This is a genomic window from Lentilactobacillus sp. Marseille-Q4993, assembly GCF_951230165.1.
Taxonomy (GTDB): Bacteria; Bacillota; Bacilli; order Lactobacillales; family Lactobacillaceae; genus Lentilactobacillus.
On sequence record NZ_CATNVB010000003.1, the window covers coordinates 13,961 to 40,796 of the forward strand.

The following is a 26,836-nucleotide window of genomic DNA, read 5'->3' on the forward strand; positions in this document are numbered from 1 at the left end:
TTATTTGTTCAGTTAAAGGGGATACAAGCTATGGTTGGAACTAAGGATAACCGCAGAACTCAAATTACCAAACGGCTACTTAAAGATGCATTACTATCCATTTTACAAACTAAACCTCTCGACAAAGTTACCATCACTGAAATTACCAATCGTGCAGATGTTAACCGAGGTACGTTTTATCTACACTATAATACCCCTCAAGAATTATTTAATGCGATTGAAGACGATTTGATTTCAGAAATCAAACCAATGATCGATGAATTCCTAATTAAAAATTCCAGCGATTTTCTTGCTAACCTTCTGACAACCATCAAAGAAAATAGTCCGGCAACCACTGTTATCTTGCAGGATATTGAGAGTAACCGGTTGCTTAACAAACTGATTCAACCACTCCGTTCTCAAACCAAACAACGGATTGAAGCTCACTTCCACGAAGCAGACCCCGAAGTAAACGATATGTATTTCGACTTTTGCATGGCTGGTTCAGTTAACATAATTCTGAAATGGCTTGCGACTGACAGTCAACTAACCGCTGCTCAGGTTGCTGAGGTGATTTACAAGAGTGTGCCATACGCACCAAAATAAAAAACACAGAAGCTGGAGATGGCTTCTGTGTTCCTTAGATTAAGTTGATTAGTTTAGGAGCAAAATGCAAAGTTACCAACACTGTGCAAAACGCCTAATTCCGAAGAATGCAAGTACGGCCTTACCTACACCCCTGGTCGACAAATCATATTTAATAACGACTGTCTATAATTCATTGTAAGCGGTTTCTACCGAAATATAAATACCCTAAAAGTTATATATGGTATATTTTTCCGACTTTTTCATTTTAAATGTAAAAGCCTAATGAATTCTGGTTACTACAACGATGATAACGGTTTATAAAAAGCAACACTTAATTTAAAATATCTCACTTTAATTACAAAAGAGGTATGGAATTGGAATCACTCCATACCTCTTTTTATTTACTTTTTAGTCGAAACTAATTGAGAGTTTCCAGTCACAAAGTTACCATTCGTTAATTCAAATCTTGAAGTGTATTTATTCCAAATAAAAAACGGGGTCCATTTCCGTTTCCCCCGTTTTCTATTTGAACATTATTGCTTATTCAACCAAACTCTCATTTGGCCATCACTTCTGTTTGCCCATGAATAGTAAGGAATCAAAGTGAGTTTACTTGGAATTAACTTCTCTTCTTTATCTTCAACGTAGAGATCATCATTCTCGTCATCAAGAACTGGTTTCTCAGCGACAACACTCACAACCCCTACCCCATCAAGGAGTTGTTCGTCAAAGTGATATTCTGGCTGTTCTTTGGTGTTAACCTTGTACAACCACAATGGAATTTCGTTATCTTCTTGTTCAGCAGCGTAAACGATTGGTCCACGTTGAACTGCAACTTGACCGTAGTCTTCTTCGTTGCGGTTGTTTGAACGCATGAACTTAGTGCTCATATCGAGGTCAAGGTCGATAGTAGTAGTAGTGCCTTCAGCAACTTGAACGTATACAAATCCGTTGTCATTTGCTAAGTCAGCAGCTTGACCGTTAACCTTGATATCGGTGCTCTTTGACCAACCTGGAATTCTGATACCAAAGCTGAATTCTGCTCCCTCTGGGTTTGAGATGGTGTAGTGAATATCGCCGGCCCATGGGAAGTTGTTAGTTTGTTCAACAGATACACCATTTTCGAAACTAGCGTTGTTAGAAATGAATTGGTGGCTTAATACAGTGTCACCCTTGACTGTGTAAATGTAACGATCAACTGATGTGATCAAACGAGCCAAGTTTGCTGGACAACATGCGCAACCAAACCAGTCAGCCCGGTGAGTCAATACGTGTGACTTGCCAGGGTTACCCTTTGAAGCAACTGGATCAGCTTCAAGTGGGTTAACGTAGTAGAAGTGCTTACCGTCAAGTGACATTCCTGAAAGAGTACCGTTAAACAGTTCCTTTTCAAGGACATCGCCATATTCACCCTTTGCTTCAACCCCAAGCATTTGCTTAGCGAAGAATGACATACCAACTGAAGCACAAGTTTCACCGTACATCGTATCGTTAGGTAAATCGTAATCATAAGTGAATGATTCACCAGTAGTGGTTGAGCCGATGTTTCCAGTTACGTACATTCTGCGTTTTACGATGTCGTTCCAGAAACGTTTGCATGCAGCTAACAAGTCTTGATCACCTGTCAAACGAGCTACGTGAGCGATACCGGTACAAAGGTAAACAACCCGAACTGCGTGACCAGTCAATGCCTCTTGGTCTTTGATTGGCTTGTCATTTTGGTAGTAACTCTTTGGGAAGTCTTGCATATTGGCAATCAAATCACGGTCAACGCCATCTTTTTCGATTTGTCTGTCAAAGAAATCTGGATCTTGACCACGTTGGTTCAAGAAGTAATGAGCCAAATCGAGGTAACGTTGTTCGTCTGTAACTTCATACAAACGAGCTAAGGCTAATTCTATCTCTGGGTGACCATCAATTCCTGCGATTTTGCCATCTTCAAGACCGAAGTTATCATCGATGCAATCTGCCATTCTAGTTGCGATGTCCAAAGCCTTTTGGTTACCAGTAGTTTGGAAGTATGCAACTCCAGCTTCAATGTAGTGACCCATAGTGTAAAGTTCGTGTGATTGTTGAAGACGTTTGAACTTTCTTTCAGGGGCATCAATTTGGAAGTAAGTTGATAGGTAACCATCATCATCTTGAGCATCAGCAATCAAATCAATTAATTCATCGGTGATTTTCTTGAGATCCTCATTTGGATGATAAGTGAATGAGTATGCTGCAGCTTCCAACCACTTGTAAACATCGGTATCTTGGAATGGGAAGCCATAATGATGACCTTCCATCTTGCCCGCAGCAATCTTCAAGTTGGCAACGGCATGACTATTTTTGTCTTGACCGTTATTTTGAGGATCTTCTGCAATGCTGATATCTGCTTCGTCGTTCATAACTGCCCATTGGTAAGGGAGCACTTCTTTAACAACTAACTCACGATATCTCTTCCAAAAGTCTGAGGTAACCTCAACTTTATTTAATTTGGGTGAAGTAAGTACTTTCATTCTGACTTCTTCCTTTCATTTCTTAGTGAACAAATTTCAAATTAAGCTTGGGCTGCTTTTGCAGCTTCTTCTGCGTGACGCTTTGCCAGGTCAGATGTAACAACCTTTTCATGGTTTTCCCACTTACGGTACATGATCATGAGAATCAAGCTGATTGCGTAAATGATTACTGGAACCCATACGAAGGTGAAGCTGATACCGCCAAGGCTGGCAGCTGATTGAGTCTTCAATGCAGCTGAGAAACCGAATCCGGCCATAATCTTAGCAGCGATGAACGAACCAAATCCTGAACCCATTTGGATACAGAATGAAGCACCAATGGCAGTCAAGAATCCGTTAGCACGGATACCGTTCTTCCATTCACCAAAGTCAACGGTGTCACCAACCATACCGAAGAACATGGTACATGCTGAACCTGAACCGATACATGCAATACACCAGAATACTAAGGCAACGGTGACGTTACTACCTGCAAGACCAATACCAACTTGACCAATCATAGTCAATGCAAGGAAGAATACTGTAGTTCCCCACTTGTGGAAAATCTTAACAAACAATGGAACTGAAGCCATTCCAAGAACCTGGATGATTGAGAAACCGTTGAAGAATGAGATTAAGTTCTTATCACTCAAATTGTATTGGAAGTAGTATGGTAATGCTGAGTTACGAACGATGAATGCAGTCCAGTAAAGCAAGTTGGCTGCAACAATGATCATCCATGGCCAGTTGTGCTTTGTAGCTTTCAAACTTTGACGAATCGTGATTACTTCTTCTGATTCGATGTTCTTTTCACGCATATCCAAGAAAGCAACAATCAAAAGGATAAATGCAACGATTGAGTAAACACCAACGGCAAGTGACCAACCTCTTTGGTCGTTACCATGACCCAAGTAAGTAGCAAATGGGATGATGAATGTAACGGCGAAGAAGTTACCAACGTTACCAAGAACTAAACGAATTGAGTTGGCTTGCATCCGACCATCAGTATCTGAAGTCAAGTTAGGCAATACAGATGTGATAGGAGTTGACATAGCTGTATATGATAAGTCGGCTAAGATGTACATTACACCGGCGTAAACGATCTTGGCTGTTCCAGAAAGAGCTGGAGTAGTGAATAACAACCAAACGAATACGGCAAATGGTAATGACATCCAGAGGAACCAAGGACGACTCTTACCATATTTACTCTTAGTATGATCAACTAAGATACCCATGACAGGAGCACCGATAGCATCGAAGAAACGACCAATCAAAAGTAAAGTTCCGGCCATCCCTACTGAAAGTCCAAAGACGTTAGTAAAGAAGTAAAGCATATATGAACTGATAATACAGTACAGCAAGTTACCAGACATATCAGTAAATCCGTAAGTTATTTTACGGTGTAATGGTAATTTGTCGTCAGCAAGCAATGCTTGAGCTGAAGCAACATTTGAATCAATGTGTTGTGCACCTGGATTATTTGCACTCATAATTAAAGCCTCCAAAAAATTTTTTGTCCTACAACAACGAGTTAACCGCTTACATAGAATTCCTAAAAAATAAATTGCTATTTCTTATATGCGGTTAGGGGAATACTCGCCAGGCATGCGCCCTTAGATCAGCGATACTTTTTATCGCCTCCTTCTTTTTGTTTACAGGTACATAGTAAGCGTTTCCAAATTAGATAAAAAGGTCTATAATACGAAATATGGTAATCAAATCCGACTAGTTTGCGGTTTGAGATGGCGTTGATTAGACTTCTGGTAGCGGTTACCTCATCTTTGGTGTCAACATCCGACATTTCACAATGTTTAATTATTATGACACTTGGTGTCCATTTCCGACTTTATAGATTTTGGAGGCTTTATGATGCAATTTTTTACTTTCACCCTTGAAAAAACATTACTGTTTTATAAAGGTGGCGAATTCATCACCGATTCTGCATGGCATCATCGTAGCATGCGGCATAAAGGAGATTATGAATTAATTGTATGTATTAGGGGACCTATCTACATTGAAGTTGAGGGGCAACAGTTCACTATTGAGAAGGGCGAAGCATTTATCGTTCCGCCATTTTCAGAATTTTTCGGCTACAAAGACTCGCCCGAGGGGGCTGACTTTTACTGGGTTCACTTTTTCTCCCAGTTTAAGGAACGGAGTTTTACTGCCAACGTTGAAGAACTAGCAAGTGAACTGAGAAACAAAAAATCGACCCACCACCAAATATCACTGCCAATTCATTTCAAGCTAAACGATGACCGGCAAGTGATGGTTTTGATTCATCAAATTTTGTCGACAAGAGATGAAATTTCCTATATTGAGGAGCGCGACTTTCTCTGTTCAGCAATGATGGTTCGAATTTTCAAACTATTTCTAAACGCTTACGAACCAAACGAAGAACAAACAAAAATCAATTACCTTAAAGAATGGATTCGGGCCAACATTTCTTGCCAATTAACCGTCCAACAAATCGCCGACAGGGTCCATCTCAATCCAGATTACTTAACAAGATTGTTCAAGAAGTACACGGGAATGACCACCCTCCAATACATCAATCATCTGAAGATTGAGGTCGCATCCCTACTACTAGTTAGAACTGAACTCCCAATTAAGCAGATTGCGGATTACGCCTACTTCAGTGATGACAAGACGTTTATGCGCCGTTTTAAACACGAAACTGGCTTGACTCCATCTGAGTACCGTAACTCTTATAACCGGATTCACTTGAACAACCCCCACGTCGATCCCCAAATTCCAATTCCAAAACGAATTGCGGATTCCATCGACTATATTCCCGAAAACGGGGATATCCCAGAATAATTCCAACATTCAAATTTTAAGGAGATAATCAATAATGAAATTTTTTACTTTTAAACTCGCAGGTCAACCAATTTTAGCATGGGTATTCCAGTTAGCCCTAATCATGGTAGCGTGGAAGGTTGCTGACCATCAAATGGCAAATAACGGAACAACAATTTTAATCGCTGGATTTCTAGTTCTTGCCATCTTTGTTAGTTTTGCGATTGCAAGGAAGTTTGATGGATCAAAACAAAGTTAGGGATAAGATAAAAAGATTAACCAAAACATAAAACCGCGCCGACAATTTCATTTTCTTGAAATTACCGGTGCGGTTTTGCCTTTATCCATGCATTATGGGGTTTAGCTGGCGCTTTTCTTACTGTTTCCTCCTGCCAACGATAATAGTAATTTTCTACTGATATCCACACACCGTTTGCGTTTAAGACTATCCATATTATAAACAGTAACGATAAAGTGCTTGGCAAGGGCTAATTTAGCCATCCGCATATCCCGAAAATTAACTACATTATCAATTTTCACGGTTGAATATAACGCATTTACATACTCTCGCTTAGCCTGTTCATCAAGCGCATTAGCCATCGTTACCGTTGTGGCCTGAATTTTTTTAGAAAAGGGAGTGGTGGATGCTACCCGTTCAAACCGGTTTCCTTTAACTTGCCAAGTAAATAAGTCATGCTGATTATAACCAGTCGCATTACTTTTAACCACTGTATAATTATTACTTGTTTCCATGGTTACTCCAATAAGCGAATTATTTGGAATGGTCTTAAAGACCGGAATGTTAGCACCATTTTTCGCTTTGGTTAAATCACTTGGCCCATCATGATTAAAACTCGCAATAACGTGATCTGCAATTGAATCATCAATATTGTTTGCCACGAAGGTTGCCAAATTACCACCTTTCGAATGACCACCTAAGTAATACTTGGTATTAGTATTTTTAATTACCCGAGTCACGTAATTAACTGCCGCCTGCTGAGAAGGAATTGAAGGTAAAAACAGCATGTTAAAATCTTCCTTCCAACCAACTAAAGTTGCCTCCGTTCCTCGAAACGCAATGTATCGAGTGGTATTATTCAATGTGAAGGTAACCGCGGTAAATTGTTGCTCCCTTTCAGGATCAAATTCCTGGATAAAATCGTCCCAAATAATATCTCTATACCGCGTACTGTTTGATAAAGCAACCACTAGCTCTTTATTCATCGCTTGATTCCAAGTGAATTCCGTGATTTTATCCAGAATCCTAGCGTCGCTGGCTAAACTTCCAAGCCTATGACAATAGTCTGCTGGTAGTTGATTGAATTTTAGATAAGCAAGCTGAGAAAATACTGCACTATCCAACTCATTTAATGGACGTTTATCAAATGAATCGTGCCCCATTTCTTCTATGTAATTAATTATCGTTTTCAACACGTTTCACTCCCAATCTAACCATGTTCAGATGTATTAATGAGTTGCATTATGAATGCTATACTAGTATAGTTTAAATAACAAATCAAGTTAATGATTTATAACGAAACGAGGAATCTCAATGAGCGAAAGTAACCCAGAAAAATTAAAGACAAAAATTTTACAATCCGCTCAACCACTATTTATCGAAAATGGATATAAAAAAGTTACCTATAAAGAAATTGCCAATGAAGTTGGAATTAGTAAGTCCCTGCTCCAATATTATTTTCCAAAGAAAGCAGAGATTCTTGAACAACTAATGATAATTAACTTTGACCACTGGCTGAAATCCATTCCAATCAAGGATTCATACACAAAACTAACAACTTTTATGATGCTGTTCTTTGATTTTATCTCTCGCGACGATAAAATCCATGAGTTTATGAACGAAATTATCGACAATAACGAGTTATTTAACGTCTTCATGGGTTTCTTTGACAAGTGGTTAACTGAAAAAGAGTTAGTCAAGGAAGAAGCCAAGCAGATAAAAGCTTCATTTTTATTTGCAACCAGTGGTGGGCTGCAACTTTATCGGTTTAGAAAAAATTATCAACTTCAAATTAATCAAATTGTGAAAACTATCATCCAAACTTTATTAAACCTACTCCATAAGTCTCAGCAGTTTATTGATGATACTTTGGAATCAGCTGATGAGTACTATAACCAACTGAAGAATAAGGGGTGGCAATTAGTTACCATTAGCGATTAATCCGATTCACTTATAAGGCTAATCACTATCCCTGTTATCATTCGAGAAATTTGTTCTGGTTCAACATCATACTGGTTATTGATCCAGAAAATCATAACTTTGAAAGTCATACCAACCATCCCTTGATAAACATACTTAGGTTGCACCCTGTTATGGCGAGCTAATTCTGATTTCCATTCTGGATATAATTTATACAAGCTTTTTTTTAACTTTTCTTCAAACAATGTGTCACTTCTATTTTTATATAGTGATTTAATTTTACAACCGTTCTCACGAACGTATTTCATTGTGCAGATACAGAAGGAATAAATTATCGACTCAAGTTGATTTTCCCTACCTGTATACTTTGACACATCTACTTTTAGAGCTTCATTGACCATTGTATTAATAAGAGTATCTTGCTTCTCCTTTAGCAACTCATTCTTATCATGATAGTGAGCATAGAAAGTACTCCTATTGATACTAGCTTTTTTGATTATGTCCGCTACTTTCATTGCCTTAAACCCTTTGTTAGCTAACACTACCCAGAAGGCGGTCTGAATTGCTTGCTTTGAATTAAATTCCCGTTGGTCTACCATTTTTAAAACCAAATATCTCCTTTCCCGTCGACCATCGACGGCTTTTTTATTGCAAATGAATTCCCCAATCAACGTACATAACGTCCCCCGTCATCCCTGAAGAAAGAGTACTAAGTAAGAATAAAACAACATTGCCAATTTGAGAGGCCTTTATCGGTTTTCCGTCAATCGTTCGCTCATTATAGTTATGAAGTAGACTTTGATAATTTTTGATTCCGGTTAGCGAGAGGGTTTTAACCGGTCCGGCGGACACAGCATTAATTCGGATACTATGCTTGCCTAAATCTCTTGCTAGATAAACAACTATTGATTCCAAGCTTGCCTTGGCAATTCCCATTAAATTGTAATTAGGAACTGCTCGATGAGCTCCAATATAGGTCAAAGTCACGATACTTCCACCTAGCTCCAACAGTTCTTTCCCATACTTAGCAACTGAAATTAATGAGTAACTACTGATCAGTTCACTATTCATGAAATCATCAGCGTTAATATCCATTACCTCACCCTGAAGTGAACTTGGATTTGCATATGCAATAGCGTGAACAATTCCCTGAACCCGACCACCATCGTGCATAATAGTCGCAAAAGTATCCCTGACATTCTCAGCTTTACTAACATCACATTGGTATAAACTTACCTCTTCAGGAATAAACTTAAGTAACTGCTTTTTTATCCGTTCATTCTGATAAGTTAAAATCACCTCAGCCCCTTGCTTAAAAGCAACTTGTGCTATTCCCCATGCCAAACTTGACTGATTGGTAATCCCCATGATGACAATCCGTTTATTTTCTAGTAATAATCCTGCCATTTCTTCTCCTAAGCTCTAAGTTTTGCCATTTCCTGTCTCAACACTTGATTCAGTTCAGGCTCAGTTTTATGCGTAACAGTTTCGTTAATATAATATGGCTCACCAAAGCTGATTTCGGTTCGGCCCCAACCCTTATGGGAAATATAGGCCGGAACAACTGGCACTGAACTTTTCTGGGCAATTAATAGGTACCCTGGTTTAAATTCATTCGAAAAACGTGATCCAGTTGGAAAAATAATCAATGGGTAAGGTTTAGTCTTTAATCTTTCGATTGGCTGTTTAATACTTTTAAAAGCAGCTGCTTTTCTATCCACCGGAAAAGCATTTAAGTGGCCCAAAAGAACATTAAGCCCTGGAATATTAAATAGTTCTTTCTTCGCCATAAAGAAGAATACGTTCGAAACACTTACAGCCAATAAAGGTGCATCCCACAAATATCTGTGATTAGCAACGAGCACAAATGGTCCTAATGGTAAATTTTGCTTACCAGTTACTCTTGTTGGGCCGAGATAAGCTAATAACCACATTTTCACTGCAATTCTTGAAACTTTATAAAAAAACATAGCTGCCTCCCGTTTCCCATTTAATGGGAAAAACACTTATCCTTACTTCGAACTATACTAGCATAAACTGTACTAGTATAGTTGGTCAATGGATTTTAATAAGCCTTAATCGTTAATTTAGTCTTAGCCCAAAATGAGTACAAAAAAAGCCCGATTTCTCGAGCCTCTTTTACACCATCCACCACAAAATCTGTGGAATTATAAACTTTAGCAAGTGAAGAATAACGCTGATCCAGCCGATAATAATAAACCACTTCCAAAAGGTACTGTGGTTGTCATCTTTGTTGTCCAATTGGAATCCCCCATGATTTTGATAACTTAATCATACATCAAGATTACAATTTAAGAACGTCAATTTCACTATTTTTTAACGCTAGTTCCAGTCGCATAATTTAGACTGTACCCTGGTTCAATATTGTGGACGTAAACATTAAAACTAACACTATTACTACCAACTGATTTAGCCTGCATATGGACTCCAGAAGCTAATAGATTACCACCCTTAAAGTCTGGGGCAACCGAATACCTCACGTAGTGGTGCGAGTTTGACCGCAAGTAACTTGCAATTTCATTCTCGTACTTCAACATTCCCGGATCATTTAGCTCACGGGTTCCAGTAATCAGGTTCTTGGGATTGTTGTTCTGACCAGTCAGTTGGTACCCAATTAGATGGCAACGATTGTAGAGCCAACCGCTACTAGTCCGTTTGTTATGCCAGCCTGTTGGGTTAACGTAGAGTGCTTCTCTGGTCGCACTTGGCATAAGTCGCTCATTAAGTAATGCCTTTGCTAAAGTTGGTCGATTATAGCCATCTAGGTTGCCATAATACTGCCATGGCCCGTTAGCAGTTGATAAGTCGCTACTGGTAAACGTTGGGCGGTTACCATTTACCAACGTAATTAACTTGCCATGATATTTCGATTTGGAAACAGTTGGGTGACTAGCCTGAGCTTTATGAACCGTGCTCCGCTTGACCCGCCGAACCACCTTTCTCGCGGTACGGTAGTCCGTCTTGGCAAGAGTTAGCCCCCTTCTTCTCGCAATAGCTAACGAAACTCTAAACACTTTCTTAGCCCGATTTAGGCCCCGGTTATGACGGTGATAAAAATAGTGTTTACCAGTCCTAGTTATGTACACAGCGGTCGCGGCACTAGTTGTCGTTGGCTCAATTATCGCAGCTGAACCACCAACCAATCCCACAACCAAAATCAAAGTTAGAAAAAACTTACGCAGTTTTCCCAAAATAATCTCTCCCTACTATTAAATTATTGATCACATTAAATTTGTGAACTTATTAATTATACAGAAGTTTAGATTGTTTGAATATACCGCGTAAAAAATACGGATAGTCTTGATTTAGTTTATAATTATTCGATGGGAGGGATTATCTCTATGAAAAAACAATTGTTTGCAGGAATCACTGCTGTAATGACATTAAATGGCGTTCTAGCAGTTGGTCAACCTAACGTTGACGCGGCTAAATTGAAAAAAGGTATGCCCAAGGCGTTGATTGGGACTTGGAAACGTGGAACTGGCCAAAACTCTTCTCGCTACCATGGTTCAAAGTATGACTACTGGGTTCAACCGTTTCAAGCAAGTGCCTACGGTGGTAAAGTTCGGTCTCACAAATACTTGGGCAAACACACCTACAAGGTCTACTACACAGAAATGCTGACCCAACAGCATAAGCACCTTTATTTTCACTGGTACTCTAAACATAAAGTTGGATTGAAGTACTCTGTCCATAGCAAGTATTCAGTATTCTATAGATAACAAAAAAATCCCGAGGATTTCTCCTCGAGATTTTTATTTTAGCTTTTTAAACGTACTTAATTCCACCATCGACCATGATAGCTTGACCAGTAATGTAGTCAGCTTTGTTACTTGCAAGGAATGAAACTAAATTAGCAACGTCAGCTGGTTCTTCACCACGACCCAATGCAATTCCTGCAAGGTATTGCTTCAATGATTCACCCTTTGGTACGTTGTGAATTTGACCCATTTCTTCGTCAATTTGATCCCACATTGGAGTGAGCACGATACCTGGGCAATAAGCATTAACTGTAATCTTATCAGCTGCAAGTTCCTTAGCAGCTGCTTGAGTTAATCCACGGATTGCAAACTTGGTAGCTGAGTACATACCCAACAATTCGAAACCTTCATGACCAGCGATTGAAGAAGCGTTAATAATCTTACCTGGAGTACCTTGCTTCTTGAATTGCTTTGCAGCTGCTTGGATTCCGTAAACAGTACCCTTCACGTTGATGTCCAACAATGAATCGATATGCTCTTGATCAGTGTTGCACAGTTGAGCGACATGAGCGATTCCGGCATTATTAACGTACACGTCAAGTTGGCCAAGTTTGTTAGCAACTTCTTCAACTCCAGCGAATACTTCATCACGAACAGAAACATCGGTCTTCAATGCAATTGCTTCGCCACCCTCAGCGTTGATGTCATCAGCAACTTTTTGAACCTTATCTAAATGACGACCAGATAATGCAACTGCGAAGCCATCATCAGCGAGTTGACGGGCAATTCCTTCACCAATTCCTTGACCGGCACCTGTAATCAAAGCAACTTTTTTAGTCATGTGTTTTTCCTCTACTTTGTGATTTATTTAACATTCAATACCAATAGTATATTCTTTGAAATCGGGAAAATCAACACAATTTGAAAATTATTTTCGATTATTGGGCTACGTTTAATTTAATATGACTATATTTTGAAAAACATTTTAATTTTGATAACTGATTGTGAATTATTTGTTAAGTATAGATAAAAAAGAACGGGTCTCCCGTCCTTTTTAGACTATTTAATTAAAAACACTTTCGTTTCATACGGTCTGAACTCCAAAACTGAGTTCTTGTCTTGGTAATTGTTAATCAGCATCTTGGCGTCATCAGTTTGCCCATAATCTCTAACCACGTCTTTTGCCGTAAAGTTGCTAATTACCAGTAACTTCTGGCCCTTGTAATTTCGCTCATATGCAAACACCTCAGCGTCTTCTGCATCAAGCAACTTATAGTCGCCGTAACGAATAACTTCGTTTTCATGCCGGAGCTTAATTAATTCTCGGTAGTAATAATAAACCGAATTCTTGTCCGCCAACGCATTTTCAACGTTGATGTCCGGGTAGTTGGCGTTTAACCGATACCATGGTTTGACATCTGAGAACCCAGCATAAACGGTATCGTTCCACTGCATTGGCGTTCTGGCATTATCCCGCGAACGAGCAGCAAAATACTTCATCAGCGTTTCACTATCGATGATTTTTTCGTCCTCTACTGCCTGCTTGTACAGATTGTGGACTTCAAGGTCCTCGTACTCATCGAGTTTAGTCAGATGAGCGTTGGTCATCCCAATTTCTTCGCCCTCATAAATAAACGGAGTCCCCTGCATCATGTGCAAGGTCGTTCCTAGCATCTTAGCGGCTCTAACTCGGTATTCGGGATCGTCCGTAGCAAACCGTGAGACAGCTCGTGGTTGATCGTGGTTGTTCCAGTACAAACTGTTCCAACCCTTACCATCGAGTTTGACTTGCCATCTCGACAAAGCTTCCTTAAGCTCGGGTAGCTGGATTCGCTTGTCACTAAACTTACCCAGGCGTTTATCATCATTCGAACCTAAATTAACATGCTGAAATTGGAAGACCATGTTCAACTCGGTACCATCCAAATTGGTGTACTGAATCGCGTCTTCTGGTGTCGAGCCTGGCATCTCACCCACCGTCATCACGTCGTATTTCGAAAGCACTTCTCGGTTCATCTCCCGAAGGAATTCATTCAACCGAGGACCGTCAGCGACCAACGGCTCAACATTACCATACTCCGCCCCATCAGGTTGAGGGGCATCTGGGAGGCCAGCTGGTTTGGAAATCAGATTGATAACGTCCATTCGGAACCCATCAACTCCCTTATCCAACCAGAACTTCATTAAATCGTATACGTGCTTTCTAACCTCAGGATTTTCCCAGTTCAAATCCGGCTGCTCCTTGGCAAACAGATGAAGGTAGTACTGGCCACGTTCCGGAACGTACGTCCACGCTGGGCCACTGAAGTAGGAACCCCAATTGTTAGGTTCATGCCCATCGACCGGATCACGCCAAACATAAAAATCAGAGTACGGATTATCCTTGGACTTCTTGCTTTCCTGGAACCATTTGTGTTGATCTGATGTGTGATTGACCACCAAATCCATCAATAGTTTCATACCGCCTTCGTGCATATCGCGAAGCAAGGCATCAAAATCTGCCATCGTTCCGTAGTCTGGGTTGATACTCTCATAGTCCGCAATATCGTAACCATTATCAACGTTTGGTGACTTATAGATTGGGTTTAACCAGAGAACATCAACTCCCAAGTCCTTCAAATAAGGTAGTCGTTGGCGAATTCCGTTTAGATCACCAATCCCGTCATGATTGCTGTCCTGAAAACTCATTGGGTAAATTTGATAAATGACTGAATCTTTAAACCATGTGGATGACATACGTAATTCCTCCCGTTATTTTTTATCGAATGATGAATGAATTAGACTAACTGATAATGATGCTAGAACCAGTGAGATTCCCGCTACGAATAACATCGTTGGCATTGAATGACCAACTAGTGGAAAGATTGCAAAACTGGCGATTGAGGCAACAATTTGTGGCAAACAAATACTGCAGTTGAACAACCCAAGGTAAGCACCTTCGTTTTTACCATTTAATGATTCAGTTAACAATGAGAATGGCTGGGTGTTCATAGTTAAATTATTAACCCCAATCAACAAGAATGAAAGGATTAAAAGCCATTGATCATGAATAAAGTAAATTGACATGAAACCAACGGCCCCAACCAATGCCCCTACTCGGTACCAGAGCTTTCTTTGACTTGGTTTTGACTTTGCTAAGAAAATGCCAAACACAACTGAAGCGACTGATTGAATGCAGAAAAGCACTCCGTACCAATTTCCAGCTGCCTGATAACCCGCTGATGAAGCGTCGGTCGTGTTCCAAACGTTTTTAGCAATTGCCCCCGTTGAATATGTCCAGAGGTACATTACCGCAAACCATTCAAAGAACTGAACGACTGAGATTTCCCAGAATTGTTTGGGCGCGGTTCTCAATAATTCCATAAAACTAGGTGATTTCTTTTGCTCTTCCTCAAGTGAAATACCGTGATAATCAGAGTATGTTTTAGGATCATATTCATGAACAGAGAAAACTGTGTACAGAGATGATAAGAGCAAAATTGCAGCTGCGGCGTAGTACGAAATCTTAACCGTTAGTGGTACTTCACCCTTTGGAGCAGTGTTAGCAACCCCAAACATCGTTAGTGCAAATGGGGCAATCGTAGCAATCACTCCGCCCAAGTTTGAAAACGACTGTTGCCACGACCATGCCATATCCTTTTGGTCCTCGTTGACCATATCCCCGATGATCATCTTGTATGGTTGCATGCACGCGTTTGAAGTTAAATCCATAAATAACGTTGCGATTGCACCAAATAGCAGTGCAGCTAGCGATCCATACCCGAATCCGAATGAACCAGCGTTTGGTAATAAAATCAGAACGATTGCGCCAATTGGGCCAGCAATCAATAAGTATGGCATTCTCCGGCCAAACTTGGTCCACGTCTTATCCGAATACTTTCCAATCAATGGTTGAATAACCATCCCCGCAAGTGGTGGCAGAATGAAAAACCACCCAAGATTGTTGGGATTAGCTCCCAACGTTTGAAAAATTCTTCCCATTTGTGATGATTGTAGCGAAAACGCCATGTTAACGCCAAAGAATCCGAAGGTTAACGCAAATATCGTTGATAATTTCAACGTTGGTAACCCGTTAGTCGTTCCCGAAGCGACTTCCTGCTTATCTTCCGCCGTGTGACCGGCAACACTATTATCCATCATAATAGTCCCCTCCTAAAATATTGGTATCTGATGGTTCATGTATAAATTACCACAACTTGTAAACGTTTACAATAGTTTTATACCAACAACACAAACGTTTACAAAAGTTATACTGACCAATTGTGTGGTAAAATATAGGTAATAACAAAAAGAGGACAAAGCATATGAAAGCTACTATTAAGGATATTGCTCGGGAGACTAACTTGTCAGTTGCGACGGTTTCCCGGATTTTAAACAACAAAACTGGATACTTTTCGGAAAAATCTGCTAAAAAGGTTCTCCAAGTCGCGAAAGAACTCGGCTATCAAAAAAACTCAGCTGCAGTTGAGCTAGTGACCAAAAAGAGTCAGGTCATTGCCGTCATGATCTCATCTACCCAGACTAACTTCGCCAACCACATCATTGAAGGAATTCAAAAGGTTGCCCTAGCCAAAGGGCTTAACGTCATTATTTTGTATGCCGGTGAAGATGATCCCGAGCTACAGAAAAAAGCGCTCGATACAGTTATCGAACGCTCCGTAATGGGGATTTTAGTTATTGCAATTGAGTTAGAATCTGGCAATCTTGGTGTTCTAAAACGCTCAGGTATCCCTTACCTACTACTTTCAACCTCACATACAGATGATGCCGACACCCAGTTTATTACCACCGATAACTTTAAGATGGGCTACGATGCCACAAATTATTTAATTGATCATGGCCACAAGCGGATTGCTATCGTTGGCTCAGATCATAGTGACACTGGGAGATTACGAATTGGCGGCTACGAACAGGCGATGGTCGAGAACGGATTCATTCCAGATGACGACTGGATTCAGTACGGCCACTACACTTACACCGATGGAGCTAAAGCCGTTACTAAGCTTCGCAGCAAAGTAACTGCAATCCTTGGTAGTAGCGATATGGTCGCGGTTGGTGCCCTCAATCAGGCAAAAGATAACGGAATCAATGTTCCTGCCGACCTCTCAATCATGAGCATTGACGGTACCGAACTCACTAGATTTGTTCGTCCCCGGATTACAGCGGCAGCCCAACCCTTTGAAACGATTGGTGAAAAGGGCGTGGAGCAGTTGCTGGAAAAGGCAGACGGCAAGCAGGTGGAGTCGTTGCAGTTGGGGTTTGAGATTGTGGAGGGGGAGAGTGTGGCAGTAAATGAAAAAGAATCGGAGTGATCCGATTCTTTTTTGTCACAGCAAACTTTCAATTTGTTGAAAAATATAAGATTTGTTCAGCCAGAAACTTTGCTTTGTCATCCACTGATCAGAAAAATTCATTGGCTTATTAACCCACTTTGCTGGAACTGGTAATTTATCCGCATATGGATTATATGCCATATAACTACTTTTAGATGCATGTGGCCTAATGTGAACTACTCTTTTTTCTGATGCTTTCACGAAGTTATTGGAAACTCTATTCCTAACATCATCATATTCTAAATTGATTCCCGAAAGGAGTGCACCTTTGGTCTGCTCCCATACTGCTCTAACTGGCCCTTCTAAATCAGCAGCCGGCATCTCCCAATACTTCGCACCACATAAAAGATAATCACCATTAACCGTCTCCCTATACACAATAAATAGTAAAGATAAATTTTCCAGTTCTTCTCGGAGCTTACATTCACTCCACTCTTCTGTTACCAATTCCGTGAAGGAAAAAGCTGGAAAAGAAACACTTTCTTTAATGCCTGTATTCTTGTTAACTCTAATTGTCCTAATTTTTAAACCTAATGCTTTTATCTTTTTTCTTATATTTTTATCTAAATCCAAATTAAGCATTCGATCCACAAGCATTCTTTTTATATTCTTGGGATATTGTCCTAAATAATTAGGTCTAATACCAAAATATTCAACAAGTGAACTTTCCGTTTGACCTACATAATTATTTACCTCTTCAATTAATTTTCTTTTTAAATCATCACTCTCATCTGTGCTGTACATAGGGCTACACTCCCATAAATTTCTGCATCATCGCCTCAATTTCAGCTTTATTAGATTCAAGGTTTTCTGGTTGTAATGTCTTACCTTCTATGGCTTGAATCATTAAATCCCTCTTTTGTGCTAGCCTATCATAAATATGTTCATCAATCGGCTGACGTTGATTGACTTGTCCTAGTAATTGAAAATAATAATAATTTGTTTCAATCCCATCAGGTAGCCCAAGCCGGTGAATTCTATCTCTCGATTGAAGCATATGGGTCAAATTGAAAGAATATTCCAAATAAAGTGCGTCATGACTAACTCTATGAAGAGAAACGGATTCCGCCAACGTATGTGGATTTGAAATCAACAAATCATATTTACCTTTTTGAAAATCGGTTATAATTTTTTCCCTTTCGGCGGCAGGTACTGCTCCATATACTTTAGCAACCCTGTACCCTCTTGCTTCAATTCGCTTGGCAAACTTATCGATGGTATCGACAAAAATTGCCCAAACTACTGGAACGTGATCATCCTCAATCAATTCAATAGCCTTTTGAACAGCTGATTCAAATTTAGACGACGTGTGAAGCTCATCCAAAGTCTTTAATTCCTCTTCTGTATAATCTGGTTCATCTTCCATCTCATCACTAAACTCAAAATCAAGATTTGAACCATCACTAGAATCATCCAGGTCAGTGTCCATAAAAAGCGACTTGTTGATTGCCTTCTGTAATAAATCTGGATTTGATGCCATTTGAATCAGACGTATGTAAAGTTTAAATGGCTGGCTCCTGTATTTCTTCCATAAAATATCAATGACTTTCTGCTCTTTATCAGTTGCCCTAAGCTTAATCATTGTATCTTTATTTGCTTTTGGAACATTTAAATCTTTCTTTGTAACTCTCCAGAAAAAAGGAAATAGCTTTTCATTAATTTCGTCAGCTGTGGATTCATCAGCATTATCGAGTTCGTTTGGAGTAAAGCCAAAATAATCTCTATATTCATCGTTGTATAGCAAGTGAAGCAAATTATATATATCTATATATCCGTTAGGGATAGGTGTTCCCGAAAGAGCAAATTTGTAGTTTGCCACATTCGCAAGGGGCATTGCATATTTTGGACGTTCCGCTTTTATACCTTTAATTTTGTGGACCTCATCGAAAATAAGCATTGTTTTTTTATTAATAATATTTTCCAACGCTGCTGAATATTTTGGCAAAGATTCATAGTTAACCAAAATAAGGTTATAATCATCGGTATTTTTATATAAATCTCTACTATCAAATTTCGGATCCTGAACATCCAAAACATGTAGTTGCCTCTTATCTCCAAACACTGCTTTAAACTCCGTCTTCCATGCAAGAAAAGAACTTTTTGGACCAATCACTAGTAACTTATCTACCTTGTTTATCTGAGGTGCAGATAGGTATGCATATGTTCCGTAAACCATAGCAGTTTTACCAGCTCCCGGAACAGAAAAATTTCCAACTCTTTGCATCAAGGTCATATAAAAGCTAACCCATAATTGTGCTGGCCTTAACTCTCTAACAATTTGAGTATTCAATATTTCTTTAAATTTACCTAACTCATCGTTAAAAATATCCGATTCAGACTTCAAAGCTACACCTTGCTTTGAAATTTTATCAATCTCAAACCTTGATGATTCAATATAAGACCATACTGAGTCAGCAGCGATAAATTCAAATCCTTGTTGCTGTGAAAGCTTAGTAAAATCAGGTATCAATCTATCCTCAATCGTTTTATAACCAATATTAGGCTTAAAATTCCACAATCTATCATTAATTAAGAAATCAGACTTAATTCTTCGAAGCTTTCTAGATTCCCTTAAAGGATTGCTTAGATTATCTTGAATAGCCAGTTCATTGCCCTTCATATATAGAACTAGACTATTAGGCGTTAATAGTTGATCTTCCATGATTAACTTTCCCCTATTATAGTGTGCTAACTTATTTTTTACGATATCATTAATGCTTTTAACAAAAAGCATGCCATCTTTATTTTTACCACTCCACAAGTCATTAAACTTTTGTTTTTGTTGATTAATGTATTCCGCTGTTTCCGAATCCGTCCAACTTTTCTTTACATCAATGGCTTCAAAGTTATGCTTTATTGCATTTTCTGTCTCGTTTAATGACCCACTAAATAATATCGAATTAGATTGTTCATCCGTAAATATACCCACTTTTGCATGGAATAGGCCATCGGTTATAAAGCCAATTTTAATATCGACTAATCCAATTTCAATTAGGTAAGCAAGATTTGCTAACTCTTTTTTATCGTGAATAGTGTCGACTTGATTTGATAAAATTGACTCACAATTTTCTTTTAGTTTTCTATTGGCATACCCATTTCTAATTAAGTTGTAGTCTTCTTCAGAAATTTCGTTGGAAATAATCAGTCTGTACTTACCACCATTGTTTATCAGTCCTTCAATCCCTTTAGAAAAGTACGCTAATGACTTCGACGAAAAGTATCCAGCAATCCTGTCGTAGGATACTGATTGTTGCAAAATCGGGTTATAAAAATCTTTGCTTACATCATCTGGTGGAGTTTCATAACCTTGCTTTATTTGTAAATCATTTAGCAAATTAAAGCACTTCCTTAACCCTGTTTGCCTTGTCGGTAATCTCTTCTAGTAGTCTTCTAGCTTCTCGTTGATCTCCAGCATTCATACGTTCCAATGCATCTAGGGAAACCCCGTCCAAGTAATTCAATGCCTTATTTAAATAAGAAACCGGCTGTTTTTGTGCCTCTCGCATATTTAGCTTATCAATTCCCGTTTCCAAGACATCGACGATGTGCTCTCTGTTCTCTCGAGGAATATTTAAAGCCTGTGGACTTTTTTCGGCTTCATTAGCAGGTTTATCTTCATTTTTAAAATGATCCTCAATCACGTCCAAATCATCATCAAGATTATCCATAACTTTATCGAATGTTGCCTTGTCTTCCACAACTTTTTTCATATCACGTATTTTTCTAGTTACGTCACCCTTTAACGAAACCATCGTAGTGAAAAGCAAATCCTTAGCGTCATCATAGTCTTCCTCAGCAATTTTTCTACTTTTCAGTATTCGATGAATTTCCCGAAGTGGTCCATCTAATTTTTGTTGTCTAGCTATAAAGAACATCTTAGGCTTGCCAATGTAATCAAGATAATCCACCATTAATTGAGCAACCTGCATCTCTTGTTTTACTTTGTTTTCTTTTTCATCAACTTCGTAAGAATACTCTAATGGTGTGAAAGGATGTCCAGGGGCAATCAAATCCCTGTAAATATCAACTAACCTATCAATAGGATTGTAATCAACCCGCTCTTCTTTTGCATGCTGCAAATTTAATTCTAGTGATTTTATTTCTTTTGTACTGTAATCAGAATCATGAAGAATCACAGCTTTTATGAAGTTGAACTGTTGCCCATTTCCTTCTCTAGAAAGTTCTCTTAATACCGTAAATCTCCGATTACCATCTACTAACGTGCCATCGTTAAGTACAACGGCCGCTTCCATTTGGCCAAACTTTTTGATGTTATTTTTTGTTTTCTTAAACGCTTCCGGATCAGAATCTTTAATAAAGCCTTCAATAATTTTATTGTAATTTTCTCTATCTTGAGGCAATGAATCTTCCTGGCTTTCATATTCAGAAATCCATGTTGAAATTCTTCCGTTCAATTCATTATATTTTAATAATTCAAGAGGAATTCTGACAACATTGAAAAGCTTAGACTCTCCCTTTAACATCAATGCTTTTGTTTCCTTAGTTGGTTCAAATTCATCCTCTTGTAAATTCACATTTTCATCATCCATTTTAGTTCCCTCACTTTTTTAAGAATAAATATCATCTAACATTGTTTTTCTATCTTCGTAGATAGTTTGTAGTATAGGAGAATAGCTCAATTCACTATTTTGAAGTTTTTTATCAAGTTTATCCGTATCTAATTCTAAACCGTATCTTTCTTCCAAAATACGATGCATTTCACTCAAAGTTACTTTTTTAAAGCTCATAACGCTTTTTATAAAACCAGCTACCGAGGGACGCTTAGAAATTCTCCTTCCGTGCATTAAAAAAATCATCTGATCATCAATAACTAACGAATAAAAATCATCGTCATTTTGGATAATTCGATTATAAAAGAATAAATCAAACCCAGATTCTAGTAATTCATCCTCAAGTCCAACCTTGATCAATTGTGGCAAGGTAAAATACTCATCTACCTCTACCATTTCTTTTACCTTACGCAGAAACTCCCTAAACATCATTGGTGTTATTCCACCATCTAGAAGCTTTCTCTCAGTTATCATTTTTTTATCATTCAGATACAACAATCTATATGAAGATTCCAATGCCTTGACTCTTGCATCTACCCGTGAATTACCCATTACTTTAAAATCACTAACATTCAATATGTTTCGATTAAGTAAAAAAGAATCTATGGCGTCTGATAAATTTCGATACTTATTAGAATCAAACAACAAATTATTTGTACACGAATACCCTATTTCATTAAGCATATAACTTGTTATCTTCATTTGAGGATAAGACGATGAAAGCATACGTTTAAATTCAGCCATGGTATAAATTGGCTTGCTAAGTTTTTCTTTGAGCTCATCAAACGTTCCGATTTTTTTAATATGCTTAGGAAGAATCTCTACTGGACCAGTATCTTTATTCTTATGATGTTTATCACTAGCTTGCGGTTGTTCATAATTAGTTTTTACGGTCATTCTTATCGAATTACTATTTTCAACCTTATTAAAACTATCACTTACTGTAGTAGATATAGGCATATCTGGCCTCTCAACTTTATCTATGCTCTCTTCATCTACATTCGATTTCTCATAAAAAGACTCCATCAAATATTCTATTGTATCTTCAGGAAGTTTAAATCTGTAATTGAGGTACATATCTAACCTGTTTTTTAATAGTTTAGATTCCTTGTCAATAAACTCACGTGCAGATATCCCACCAATTATTAAAACTCCATTTCCGCCATCCACTGATTTAAATTTAGAATATCCAATTATTTGGATTATTTTCTCTAATTCACGCCAATAGGTTATACCAAGCTCATCCATAAGTGAAATGTTATTTTCGTAAAAATAGGCCACCCCGTAAAAACCAGGTTCTACGTCTAATAAGCCTTTAATTATCTGATAATAATTTTCGACACTCACCTCATTAAGCTCTAAAATTCCTTTACCTTTAGGCTTAATCAAAGGTAGTGAAAATACCAACTTTTGAAACGTATACTCATCATAAATCATCATATTCCCAGGAAGCCTATTATTAAACACATAACGTTTAAACATACTCATTAGCTTTTTTGTAGCACCTGAATGAATGTCATTAACTTGCTTAATTTTTACAATGATACGTGACTGTCTTATCTCTCTAACTTGTTCTTTTGATAACGTCCAGGGTGCATTCCCGTTAACGACAATGTTTTTTTACTCAGGCATTGTTGTCGAATACGGCTTAGATTTATTTTCAATTTGCGGAATAGTTTGTCTTAATACTCTTTTGGGTTGGTTATCCTTTGTTTCAATTTCTTTGGGCTGCTCATCGTTCGATTCGTTTATTTCATTTGTTTCGTTGCTATTATGTAACCGTAAATACTCTTGACGCTTAACTTCATTTATAAATGGAGTATTCTTAACTAAATCAATGAACGGTGCCTCACCCTTACCATGCTTCAATAAAATAAAATAGTATACGTATTTGGAACTATTAGTAAGCCATAAAAAATTTTCTAAAGTTATGTCATACATCTCGATAAAACTTACATATTTTCTTACATCATCAAAGTCTGGTAGCATTTCGAATAATACATTCTTAAACTTTTTTGCAACTTCAACTGGAATGCTAAGATTAATAGCAACTGTCTCAGATGAATTGCCATCTAAGAACTCCAACACCAACTTTTTATATCTAAATTCTATTTTTAAAAAATCTGATAATTTTCTTGGAAAAAAAGATATTTCAAATAAATTCAAAGCCTTAGAATCACTTTGTCCCATTTTACTTCCCCCTCTATTGTGAAAAAGGTAGAAACACCCCATAATGTCATCATAGTCTATGATTTATAGCCTATGTAACAGTTAATATGATCTATGACAATAATAAAACAAACATTTATAATTTTTTCACTTAATATAGTCCGTATAATACCGATTTATATTTTATCCATTCGATCACGAATAAAATACAAAACCAATTGAACACAATAGTCAGTATGCTTTAATACATCCTCTTCCCAAAAATGTACTGGAATCCATCCCATTTTAGCAAGGGTAACATCAACTCTTTTATCACGATTGATGTTCTCTTCAATTTTCTTGATCCAATAATCTCTGTTTCGCTTTAGCTTTTCTTTTCTATCATTCCAATTCTTTCCATGCCAAAACTCACCATCCACAAAAACCGCAATTTTATATCTAGTGATTGCAATATCAGGTGATCCGGGGATCTCTTTGTAATTTTTTCGATACCTGATTCCCTCATGCCAAAGTGACCTAGCAAGAAGAGTTTCAGCCTTACTTTCTTTGAGATGAATGTGGCTCATTCTTTTTGACGTTTCAGTAGTAGTTTTATAATTTTTTGGAAATCTCAACTTCAAAGCACCTCCTAGCAAAAAACCAAAACAAAAAACATTTGATCACTAAAGCTTCTAACATGTATAATGGCAGTACTGAACCAATAACGAAAGGGCGTATTAATAAATATGAAAAAAAGGGTAGCCGAGCTATTCGCAGGCGTTGGCGGATTTCACGTTGGACTAGACGCTTTAAATACGGGATGGTCTTTCGTGTACGCTAACCAGTGGGAACCAGGGAAAAAGAATCAGTATGCATTCGACTGTTATGCCAAACACTTTAGTGGTACAGAAATACTCTCAAACGAGGATATTAACACTGTTGACAAGACACAAATTCCTGATTTTGATTTGCTTGTCGGGGGATTCCCTTGTCAAGACTACTCTGTTGCACATTCCGGAGCTAAAGGTATTGAGGGAAAAAAGGGGGTATTATGGTGGGATATCAGAGACACCATTCAAGAAAAATTACCACCTTTTGTTTTGTTAGAGAATGTTGATCGCCTTCTATCTTCTCCTGGGAAAAAGCAGCGTGGAAGGGATTTTGGAATGATTCTTTATACTCTTAACCAGTTAGGGTACGGAGCACAATGGCGTGTTATAAATGCTGCAGACTATGGCTTCCCACAAAAAAGGCGTCGAGTTTTTATATTTGCATATAGAAAAAGCACCAACTACTTTAAAAGTTTAAGCGAAGCTTCAAACCTCAAGTTGGCGCTGATTAATTACAGCGTATATAACGAAGCATTACCAATAAAGCAATCCTTAACTATGGAAAAGGAAACCTCTCTTGACAATTATTTAGATATTGTAGATTTTTCTGATACATTCTCCTTTCATTTTGAAAACACTGGTATTATGCATGGAACCGATGTGTTTACAGCTAAATATGAGGCTAACTACTCTGGGCCTTTTACTGTTTTAAACGATATTGTTTTAGATGAAGTCAACGATGAAACTCTAATTGTTGAGGATAAACCAGAAAAATTAGAGAAATTTAAGTATTTAAAGGGATCGAAAAAAGAGATTCGCACAACACCAGCCGGTTATAGTTACAACTATAGTGAAGGTGGAATGTCATTTCCCGATTTACTAGATAGGCCCGGACGAACAATCCTCACCTCTGAACATTCTATAAACCGAAGCACACATGTTATCCGAGATAAAACATCTGGTAAGTTAAGGTTATTAACACCATTAGAATGCGAAAGAATGCAAACATTCCCCGACAACTGGACTGAAGGTATGCCAAAAAGTGCTCGATACTTCACGATGGGTAATGCTTTAGTTTGTGGACTAGTAACTAAAATCGGTAAGGGCATAGATAAAATCATCAGTATGGAACCAAAAGAAATAACCAAAGATACTGTAAAAACTGCACCCATCTATCATTAATATACCATCAACTAGCTGCTTTCTGTAGCTAGTTTTTTTATCAATATCCCGCACTTTCCAGCACTTGCTTAACAAATGATTTAACTCCTGATTGACGACGGTTAACTGTTGTTACCCCTATCTTTCTAGTCTCAGGCAAATCAGCAGTTTCCTTTAAAATTTCAGCTGCTAATTCCGATTTTGAAACATCTAATCGCTTTAATAACTTAAGCAAAACATACCTAAATGATTCATGACCCGCTAGCTGCTCAATTAATAGCTTATATCTATTATCTTTATTAGCTACCGCAATTTTTTTGCCAGTTTCAGTCAGCACCGTTTCTAACACATAATTATGCTTTTTCCTGTCTGCAAGCCCAAGATACCCAAGCATATCTGAATAGTAACCAAATTGGCGGGCATCATACTTAAATGCGTCCATAAAGGCCTCTTTACTACCCACATTGACCTTCTCATCACTATCAGTTTTATAGGTTTCACCAGTAGACAACATAACAAGATAATCAACTACCATTTGAACATTATTTGCTTGAGGATATGAAACAAAATTTCCATCAGAATACTTTGGATAAGGCTTTACAGGGACTGATTCAATCATTGAAATCATCTCATCCCTAGTCAAAGTTTCACTGGTATTATCTCCAACTGTAAACCGATATTCTTTTATAAATTGCAATGAATTCAAATCTCCCTGATCAGTAAATTGATAGACGTTAAACTGATAATCATCAGCAGTTTTTACAAAATAACAGGTATAAATATCTTTATAGATACCTGTGTTATCCATTATTTTATGAACTAACATATTCGGAATAAATAACTGACGAATATTGAAATCCTCTGGTAGCTTCATTTTTGATTCAATCACCATAACAGAACCTTCAGATTCATAAACTCCGTCGATCTCCGATTGCCACGTTTTTAAAGTAATTGGCATTTTTTTAACAGTAGTTTCATTTTGCTTTGTATTTAAAACAAACTCGGCACCATCAACGTTATTCTTACCACTCAAAGTACTAACAACATTTTCATTTCTTGAATCCAAG

General features: G+C 38.1%; 25 protein-coding genes. 7 read left to right on the plus strand and 18 right to left on the minus strand.

Annotated elements, in window-relative coordinates:
• Positions 1–30: 30 nt before the first annotated feature.
• Positions 31–585, plus strand: coding sequence for a TetR/AcrR family transcriptional regulator (locus QOW94_RS01710; RefSeq protein WP_283678343.1), 555 nt, complete (start codon positions 31–33; stop codon positions 583–585).
• 515 nt (positions 586–1,100) lie between these two features.
• Here the strand turns inward: QOW94_RS01710 and QOW94_RS01715 are convergent.
• Together QOW94_RS01715 and QOW94_RS01720 are read right to left on the minus strand one after the other, a co-directional pair.
• Positions 1,101–3,068, minus strand: coding sequence for a glycoside hydrolase family 127 protein (locus tag QOW94_RS01715; RefSeq protein WP_283678345.1), 1,968 nt, complete (start codon positions 3,066–3,068; stop codon positions 1,101–1,103).
• A gap of 41 nt (positions 3,069–3,109) precedes the next feature.
• Positions 3,110–4,537 (minus strand): glycoside-pentoside-hexuronide (GPH):cation symporter, encoded by a 1,428-nt coding sequence (locus QOW94_RS01720; protein WP_283678346.1) that lies wholly within the window; start codon positions 4,535–4,537, stop codon positions 3,110–3,112.
• Positions 4,538–4,916: 379 nt separating this feature from the next.
• Between QOW94_RS01720 and QOW94_RS01725 the strand changes: the two genes are divergently transcribed.
• Positions 4,917–5,867 carry an AraC family transcriptional regulator gene (locus tag QOW94_RS01725; protein WP_283678347.1) on the plus strand — a complete coding sequence of 317 codons (951 nt, stop codon included), beginning with the start codon at positions 4,917–4,919 and terminating at the stop codon, positions 5,865–5,867.
• 34 nt (positions 5,868–5,901) lie between these two features.
• Positions 5,902–6,105, plus strand: coding sequence for a hypothetical protein (locus tag QOW94_RS01730; RefSeq protein WP_283678348.1), 204 nt, complete (start codon positions 5,902–5,904; stop codon positions 6,103–6,105).
• A 101-nt stretch (positions 6,106–6,206) separates the two neighbouring features.
• Here the strand turns inward: QOW94_RS01730 and QOW94_RS01735 are convergent, their stop codons facing one another.
• On the minus strand, positions 6,207–7,277 hold the full coding sequence (locus tag QOW94_RS01735) for an Mbeg1-like protein (RefSeq protein WP_283678350.1): 1,071 nt from the start codon (positions 7,275–7,277) through the stop codon (positions 6,207–6,209).
• 121 nt (positions 7,278–7,398) lie between these two features.
• Here QOW94_RS01735 and QOW94_RS01740 point away from each other — a divergent pair, with 121 nt between their 5' ends.
• Complete coding sequence (locus tag QOW94_RS01740; RefSeq protein ID WP_283678351.1) at positions 7,399–8,025, plus strand: TetR/AcrR family transcriptional regulator; 627 nt, start codon at positions 7,399–7,401, stop codon at positions 8,023–8,025.
• Here the strand turns inward: QOW94_RS01740 and QOW94_RS01745 are convergent.
• From QOW94_RS01745 to QOW94_RS01765, 5 genes are all read right to left on the minus strand, one after another.
• Positions 8,022–8,603 carry a TetR/AcrR family transcriptional regulator gene (locus QOW94_RS01745; RefSeq protein WP_283678352.1) on the minus strand — a complete coding sequence of 194 codons (582 nt, stop codon included), beginning with the start codon at positions 8,601–8,603 and terminating at the stop codon, positions 8,022–8,024. The two genes, QOW94_RS01740 and QOW94_RS01745, sit on opposite strands and share 4 nt — an antisense overlap.
• Positions 8,604–8,649: 46 nt before the next feature.
• Positions 8,650–9,411 (minus strand): SDR family oxidoreductase, encoded by a 762-nt coding sequence (locus tag QOW94_RS01750; RefSeq protein ID WP_283678353.1) that lies wholly within the window; start codon positions 9,409–9,411, stop codon positions 8,650–8,652.
• Between the two features lie 8 nt (positions 9,412–9,419).
• Positions 9,420–9,974 (minus strand): lysophospholipid acyltransferase family protein, encoded by a 555-nt coding sequence (locus QOW94_RS01755; protein WP_283678355.1) that lies wholly within the window; start codon positions 9,972–9,974, stop codon positions 9,420–9,422.
• A 169-nt stretch (positions 9,975–10,143) separates the two neighbouring features.
• Positions 10,144–10,266, minus strand: coding sequence for a hypothetical protein (locus tag QOW94_RS01760; RefSeq protein ID WP_283678356.1), 123 nt, complete (start codon positions 10,264–10,266; stop codon positions 10,144–10,146).
• Positions 10,267–10,334: 68 nt separating this feature from the next.
• A complete protein-coding gene (locus QOW94_RS01765) occupies positions 10,335–11,207 on the minus strand; it encodes a DNA/RNA non-specific endonuclease (RefSeq protein ID WP_502867224.1) in 873 nt (290 codons plus the stop codon).
• Positions 11,208–11,366: 159 nt separating this feature from the next.
• On the opposite strand from QOW94_RS01765, the gene QOW94_RS01770 reads away from it, so the two are divergent.
• Positions 11,367–11,747 carry a hypothetical protein gene (locus QOW94_RS01770; protein ID WP_283678358.1) on the plus strand — a complete coding sequence of 127 codons (381 nt, stop codon included), beginning with the start codon at positions 11,367–11,369 and terminating at the stop codon, positions 11,745–11,747.
• Positions 11,748–11,793: 46 nt separating this feature from the next.
• On the opposite strand, the gene QOW94_RS01775 is transcribed toward QOW94_RS01770, so the two are convergent.
• The 3 genes from QOW94_RS01775 to QOW94_RS01785 form a co-directional block, all read right to left on the minus strand.
• A complete protein-coding gene (locus QOW94_RS01775; RefSeq protein WP_283678359.1) occupies positions 11,794–12,567 on the minus strand; it encodes an acetoin reductase in 774 nt (257 codons plus the stop codon).
• Between the two features lie 218 nt (positions 12,568–12,785).
• Positions 12,786–14,462 carry a glycoside hydrolase family 13 protein gene (locus tag QOW94_RS01780; RefSeq protein ID WP_283678360.1) on the minus strand — a complete coding sequence of 559 codons (1,677 nt, stop codon included), beginning with the start codon at positions 14,460–14,462 and terminating at the stop codon, positions 12,786–12,788.
• A 15-nt stretch (positions 14,463–14,477) separates the two neighbouring features.
• Positions 14,478–15,863 (minus strand): SLC45 family MFS transporter, encoded by a 1,386-nt coding sequence (locus QOW94_RS01785; RefSeq protein ID WP_283678547.1) that lies wholly within the window; start codon positions 15,861–15,863, stop codon positions 14,478–14,480.
• 167 nt (positions 15,864–16,030) lie between these two features.
• On the opposite strand from QOW94_RS01785, the gene QOW94_RS01790 reads away from it, so the two are divergent.
• Positions 16,031–17,038, plus strand: coding sequence for a LacI family DNA-binding transcriptional regulator (locus QOW94_RS01790; protein ID WP_283678361.1), 1,008 nt, complete (start codon positions 16,031–16,033; stop codon positions 17,036–17,038).
• Between the two features lie 15 nt (positions 17,039–17,053).
• On the opposite strand, the gene QOW94_RS01795 is transcribed toward QOW94_RS01790, so the two are convergent.
• The 6 genes from QOW94_RS01795 to QOW94_RS01820 all read right to left on the minus strand — a co-directional run bounded on the left by QOW94_RS01795 (position 17,054) and on the right by QOW94_RS01820 (position 24,413).
• The gene (locus tag QOW94_RS01795) at positions 17,054–17,803 is read right to left on the minus strand and encodes a PDDEXK family nuclease (protein WP_283678363.1); all 750 of its coding nucleotides are present in this window, start codon (positions 17,801–17,803) and stop codon (positions 17,054–17,056) included.
• 4 nt (positions 17,804–17,807) lie between these two features.
• Positions 17,808–20,393, minus strand: a complete 2,586-nt coding sequence (locus tag QOW94_RS01800; RefSeq protein ID WP_283678364.1) for an SNF2-related protein — start codon at positions 20,391–20,393, stop codon at positions 17,808–17,810.
• A gap of 1 nt (position 20,394) precedes the next feature.
• Entirely contained in the window at positions 20,395–21,609 is a 1,215-nt protein-coding gene (locus QOW94_RS01805; protein WP_283678365.1) for a ParB/RepB/Spo0J family partition protein, read from the minus strand.
• 18 nt (positions 21,610–21,627) lie between these two features.
• On the minus strand, positions 21,628–23,112 hold the full coding sequence (locus QOW94_RS01810; RefSeq protein ID WP_283678366.1) for a hypothetical protein: 1,485 nt from the start codon (positions 23,110–23,112) through the stop codon (positions 21,628–21,630).
• A gap of 138 nt (positions 23,113–23,250) precedes the next feature.
• A complete protein-coding gene (locus QOW94_RS01815) occupies positions 23,251–23,820 on the minus strand; it encodes a hypothetical protein (protein ID WP_283678367.1) in 570 nt (189 codons plus the stop codon).
• 155 nt (positions 23,821–23,975) lie between these two features.
• Positions 23,976–24,413 carry a very short patch repair endonuclease gene (locus QOW94_RS01820; protein WP_283678368.1) on the minus strand — a complete coding sequence of 146 codons (438 nt, stop codon included), beginning with the start codon at positions 24,411–24,413 and terminating at the stop codon, positions 23,976–23,978.
• A 111-nt stretch (positions 24,414–24,524) separates the two neighbouring features.
• Here QOW94_RS01820 and dcm point away from each other — a divergent pair, with 111 nt between their 5' ends.
• Entirely contained in the window at positions 24,525–25,790 is a 1,266-nt protein-coding gene (dcm, locus tag QOW94_RS01825) for a DNA (cytosine-5-)-methyltransferase (RefSeq protein WP_283678369.1), read from the plus strand.
• Positions 25,791–25,830: 40 nt separating this feature from the next.
• Here the strand turns inward: dcm and QOW94_RS01830 are convergent, their stop codons facing one another.
• Positions 25,831–26,835 (minus strand): DUF6997 domain-containing protein, encoded by a 1,005-nt coding sequence (locus QOW94_RS01830; protein WP_283678370.1) that lies wholly within the window; start codon positions 26,833–26,835, stop codon positions 25,831–25,833.
• Position 26,836 lies beyond the last annotated feature (1 nt).

Excerpts from the sequence above, each read along its gene's own strand:
- QOW94_RS01710 (WP_283678343.1), top strand. The coding sequence starts at position 31 with ATGGTTGGAACTAAGGATAACCGCAGAACTCAAATTACCAAACGGCTA.
- QOW94_RS01810 (WP_283678366.1), bottom strand. The coding sequence starts at position 23,112 with ATGTTTAAACGTTATGTGTTTAATAATAGGCTTCCTGGGAATATGATG.
- QOW94_RS01805 (WP_283678365.1), bottom strand. The coding sequence starts at position 21,609 with ATGGATGATGAAAATGTGAATTTACAAGAGGATGAATTTGAACCAACT.
- QOW94_RS01745 (WP_283678352.1), bottom strand. The coding sequence starts at position 8,603 with ATGGTAGACCAACGGGAATTTAATTCAAAGCAAGCAATTCAGACCGCC.
- QOW94_RS01730 (WP_283678348.1), top strand. The coding sequence starts at position 5,902 with ATGAAATTTTTTACTTTTAAACTCGCAGGTCAACCAATTTTAGCATGG.
- QOW94_RS01815 (WP_283678367.1), bottom strand. The coding sequence starts at position 23,820 with ATGGGACAAAGTGATTCTAAGGCTTTGAATTTATTTGAAATATCTTTT.
- QOW94_RS01755 (WP_283678355.1), bottom strand. The coding sequence starts at position 9,974 with ATGTTTTTTTATAAAGTTTCAAGAATTGCAGTGAAAATGTGGTTATTA.
- QOW94_RS01795 (WP_283678363.1), bottom strand. The coding sequence starts at position 17,803 with ATGTACAGCACAGATGAGAGTGATGATTTAAAAAGAAAATTAATTGAA.
- QOW94_RS01740 (WP_283678351.1), top strand. The coding sequence starts at position 7,399 with ATGAGCGAAAGTAACCCAGAAAAATTAAAGACAAAAATTTTACAATCC.
- QOW94_RS01780 (WP_283678360.1), bottom strand. The coding sequence starts at position 14,462 with ATGTCATCCACATGGTTTAAAGATTCAGTCATTTATCAAATTTACCCA.
- QOW94_RS01790 (WP_283678361.1), top strand. The coding sequence starts at position 16,031 with ATGAAAGCTACTATTAAGGATATTGCTCGGGAGACTAACTTGTCAGTT.
- QOW94_RS01785 (WP_283678547.1), bottom strand. The coding sequence starts at position 15,863 with ATGGATAATAGTGTTGCCGGTCACACGGCGGAAGATAAGCAGGAAGTC.
- QOW94_RS01715 (WP_283678345.1), bottom strand. The coding sequence starts at position 3,068 with ATGAAAGTACTTACTTCACCCAAATTAAATAAAGTTGAGGTTACCTCA.
- QOW94_RS01770 (WP_283678358.1), top strand. The coding sequence starts at position 11,367 with ATGAAAAAACAATTGTTTGCAGGAATCACTGCTGTAATGACATTAAAT.
- QOW94_RS01775 (WP_283678359.1), bottom strand. The coding sequence starts at position 12,567 with ATGACTAAAAAAGTTGCTTTGATTACAGGTGCCGGTCAAGGAATTGGT.
- QOW94_RS01720 (WP_283678346.1), bottom strand. The coding sequence starts at position 4,537 with ATGAGTGCAAATAATCCAGGTGCACAACACATTGATTCAAATGTTGCT.
- QOW94_RS01725 (WP_283678347.1), top strand. The coding sequence starts at position 4,917 with ATGCAATTTTTTACTTTCACCCTTGAAAAAACATTACTGTTTTATAAA.
- dcm (WP_283678369.1), top strand. The coding sequence starts at position 24,525 with ATGAAAAAAAGGGTAGCCGAGCTATTCGCAGGCGTTGGCGGATTTCAC.
- QOW94_RS01750 (WP_283678353.1), bottom strand. The coding sequence starts at position 9,411 with ATGGCAGGATTATTACTAGAAAATAAACGGATTGTCATCATGGGGATT.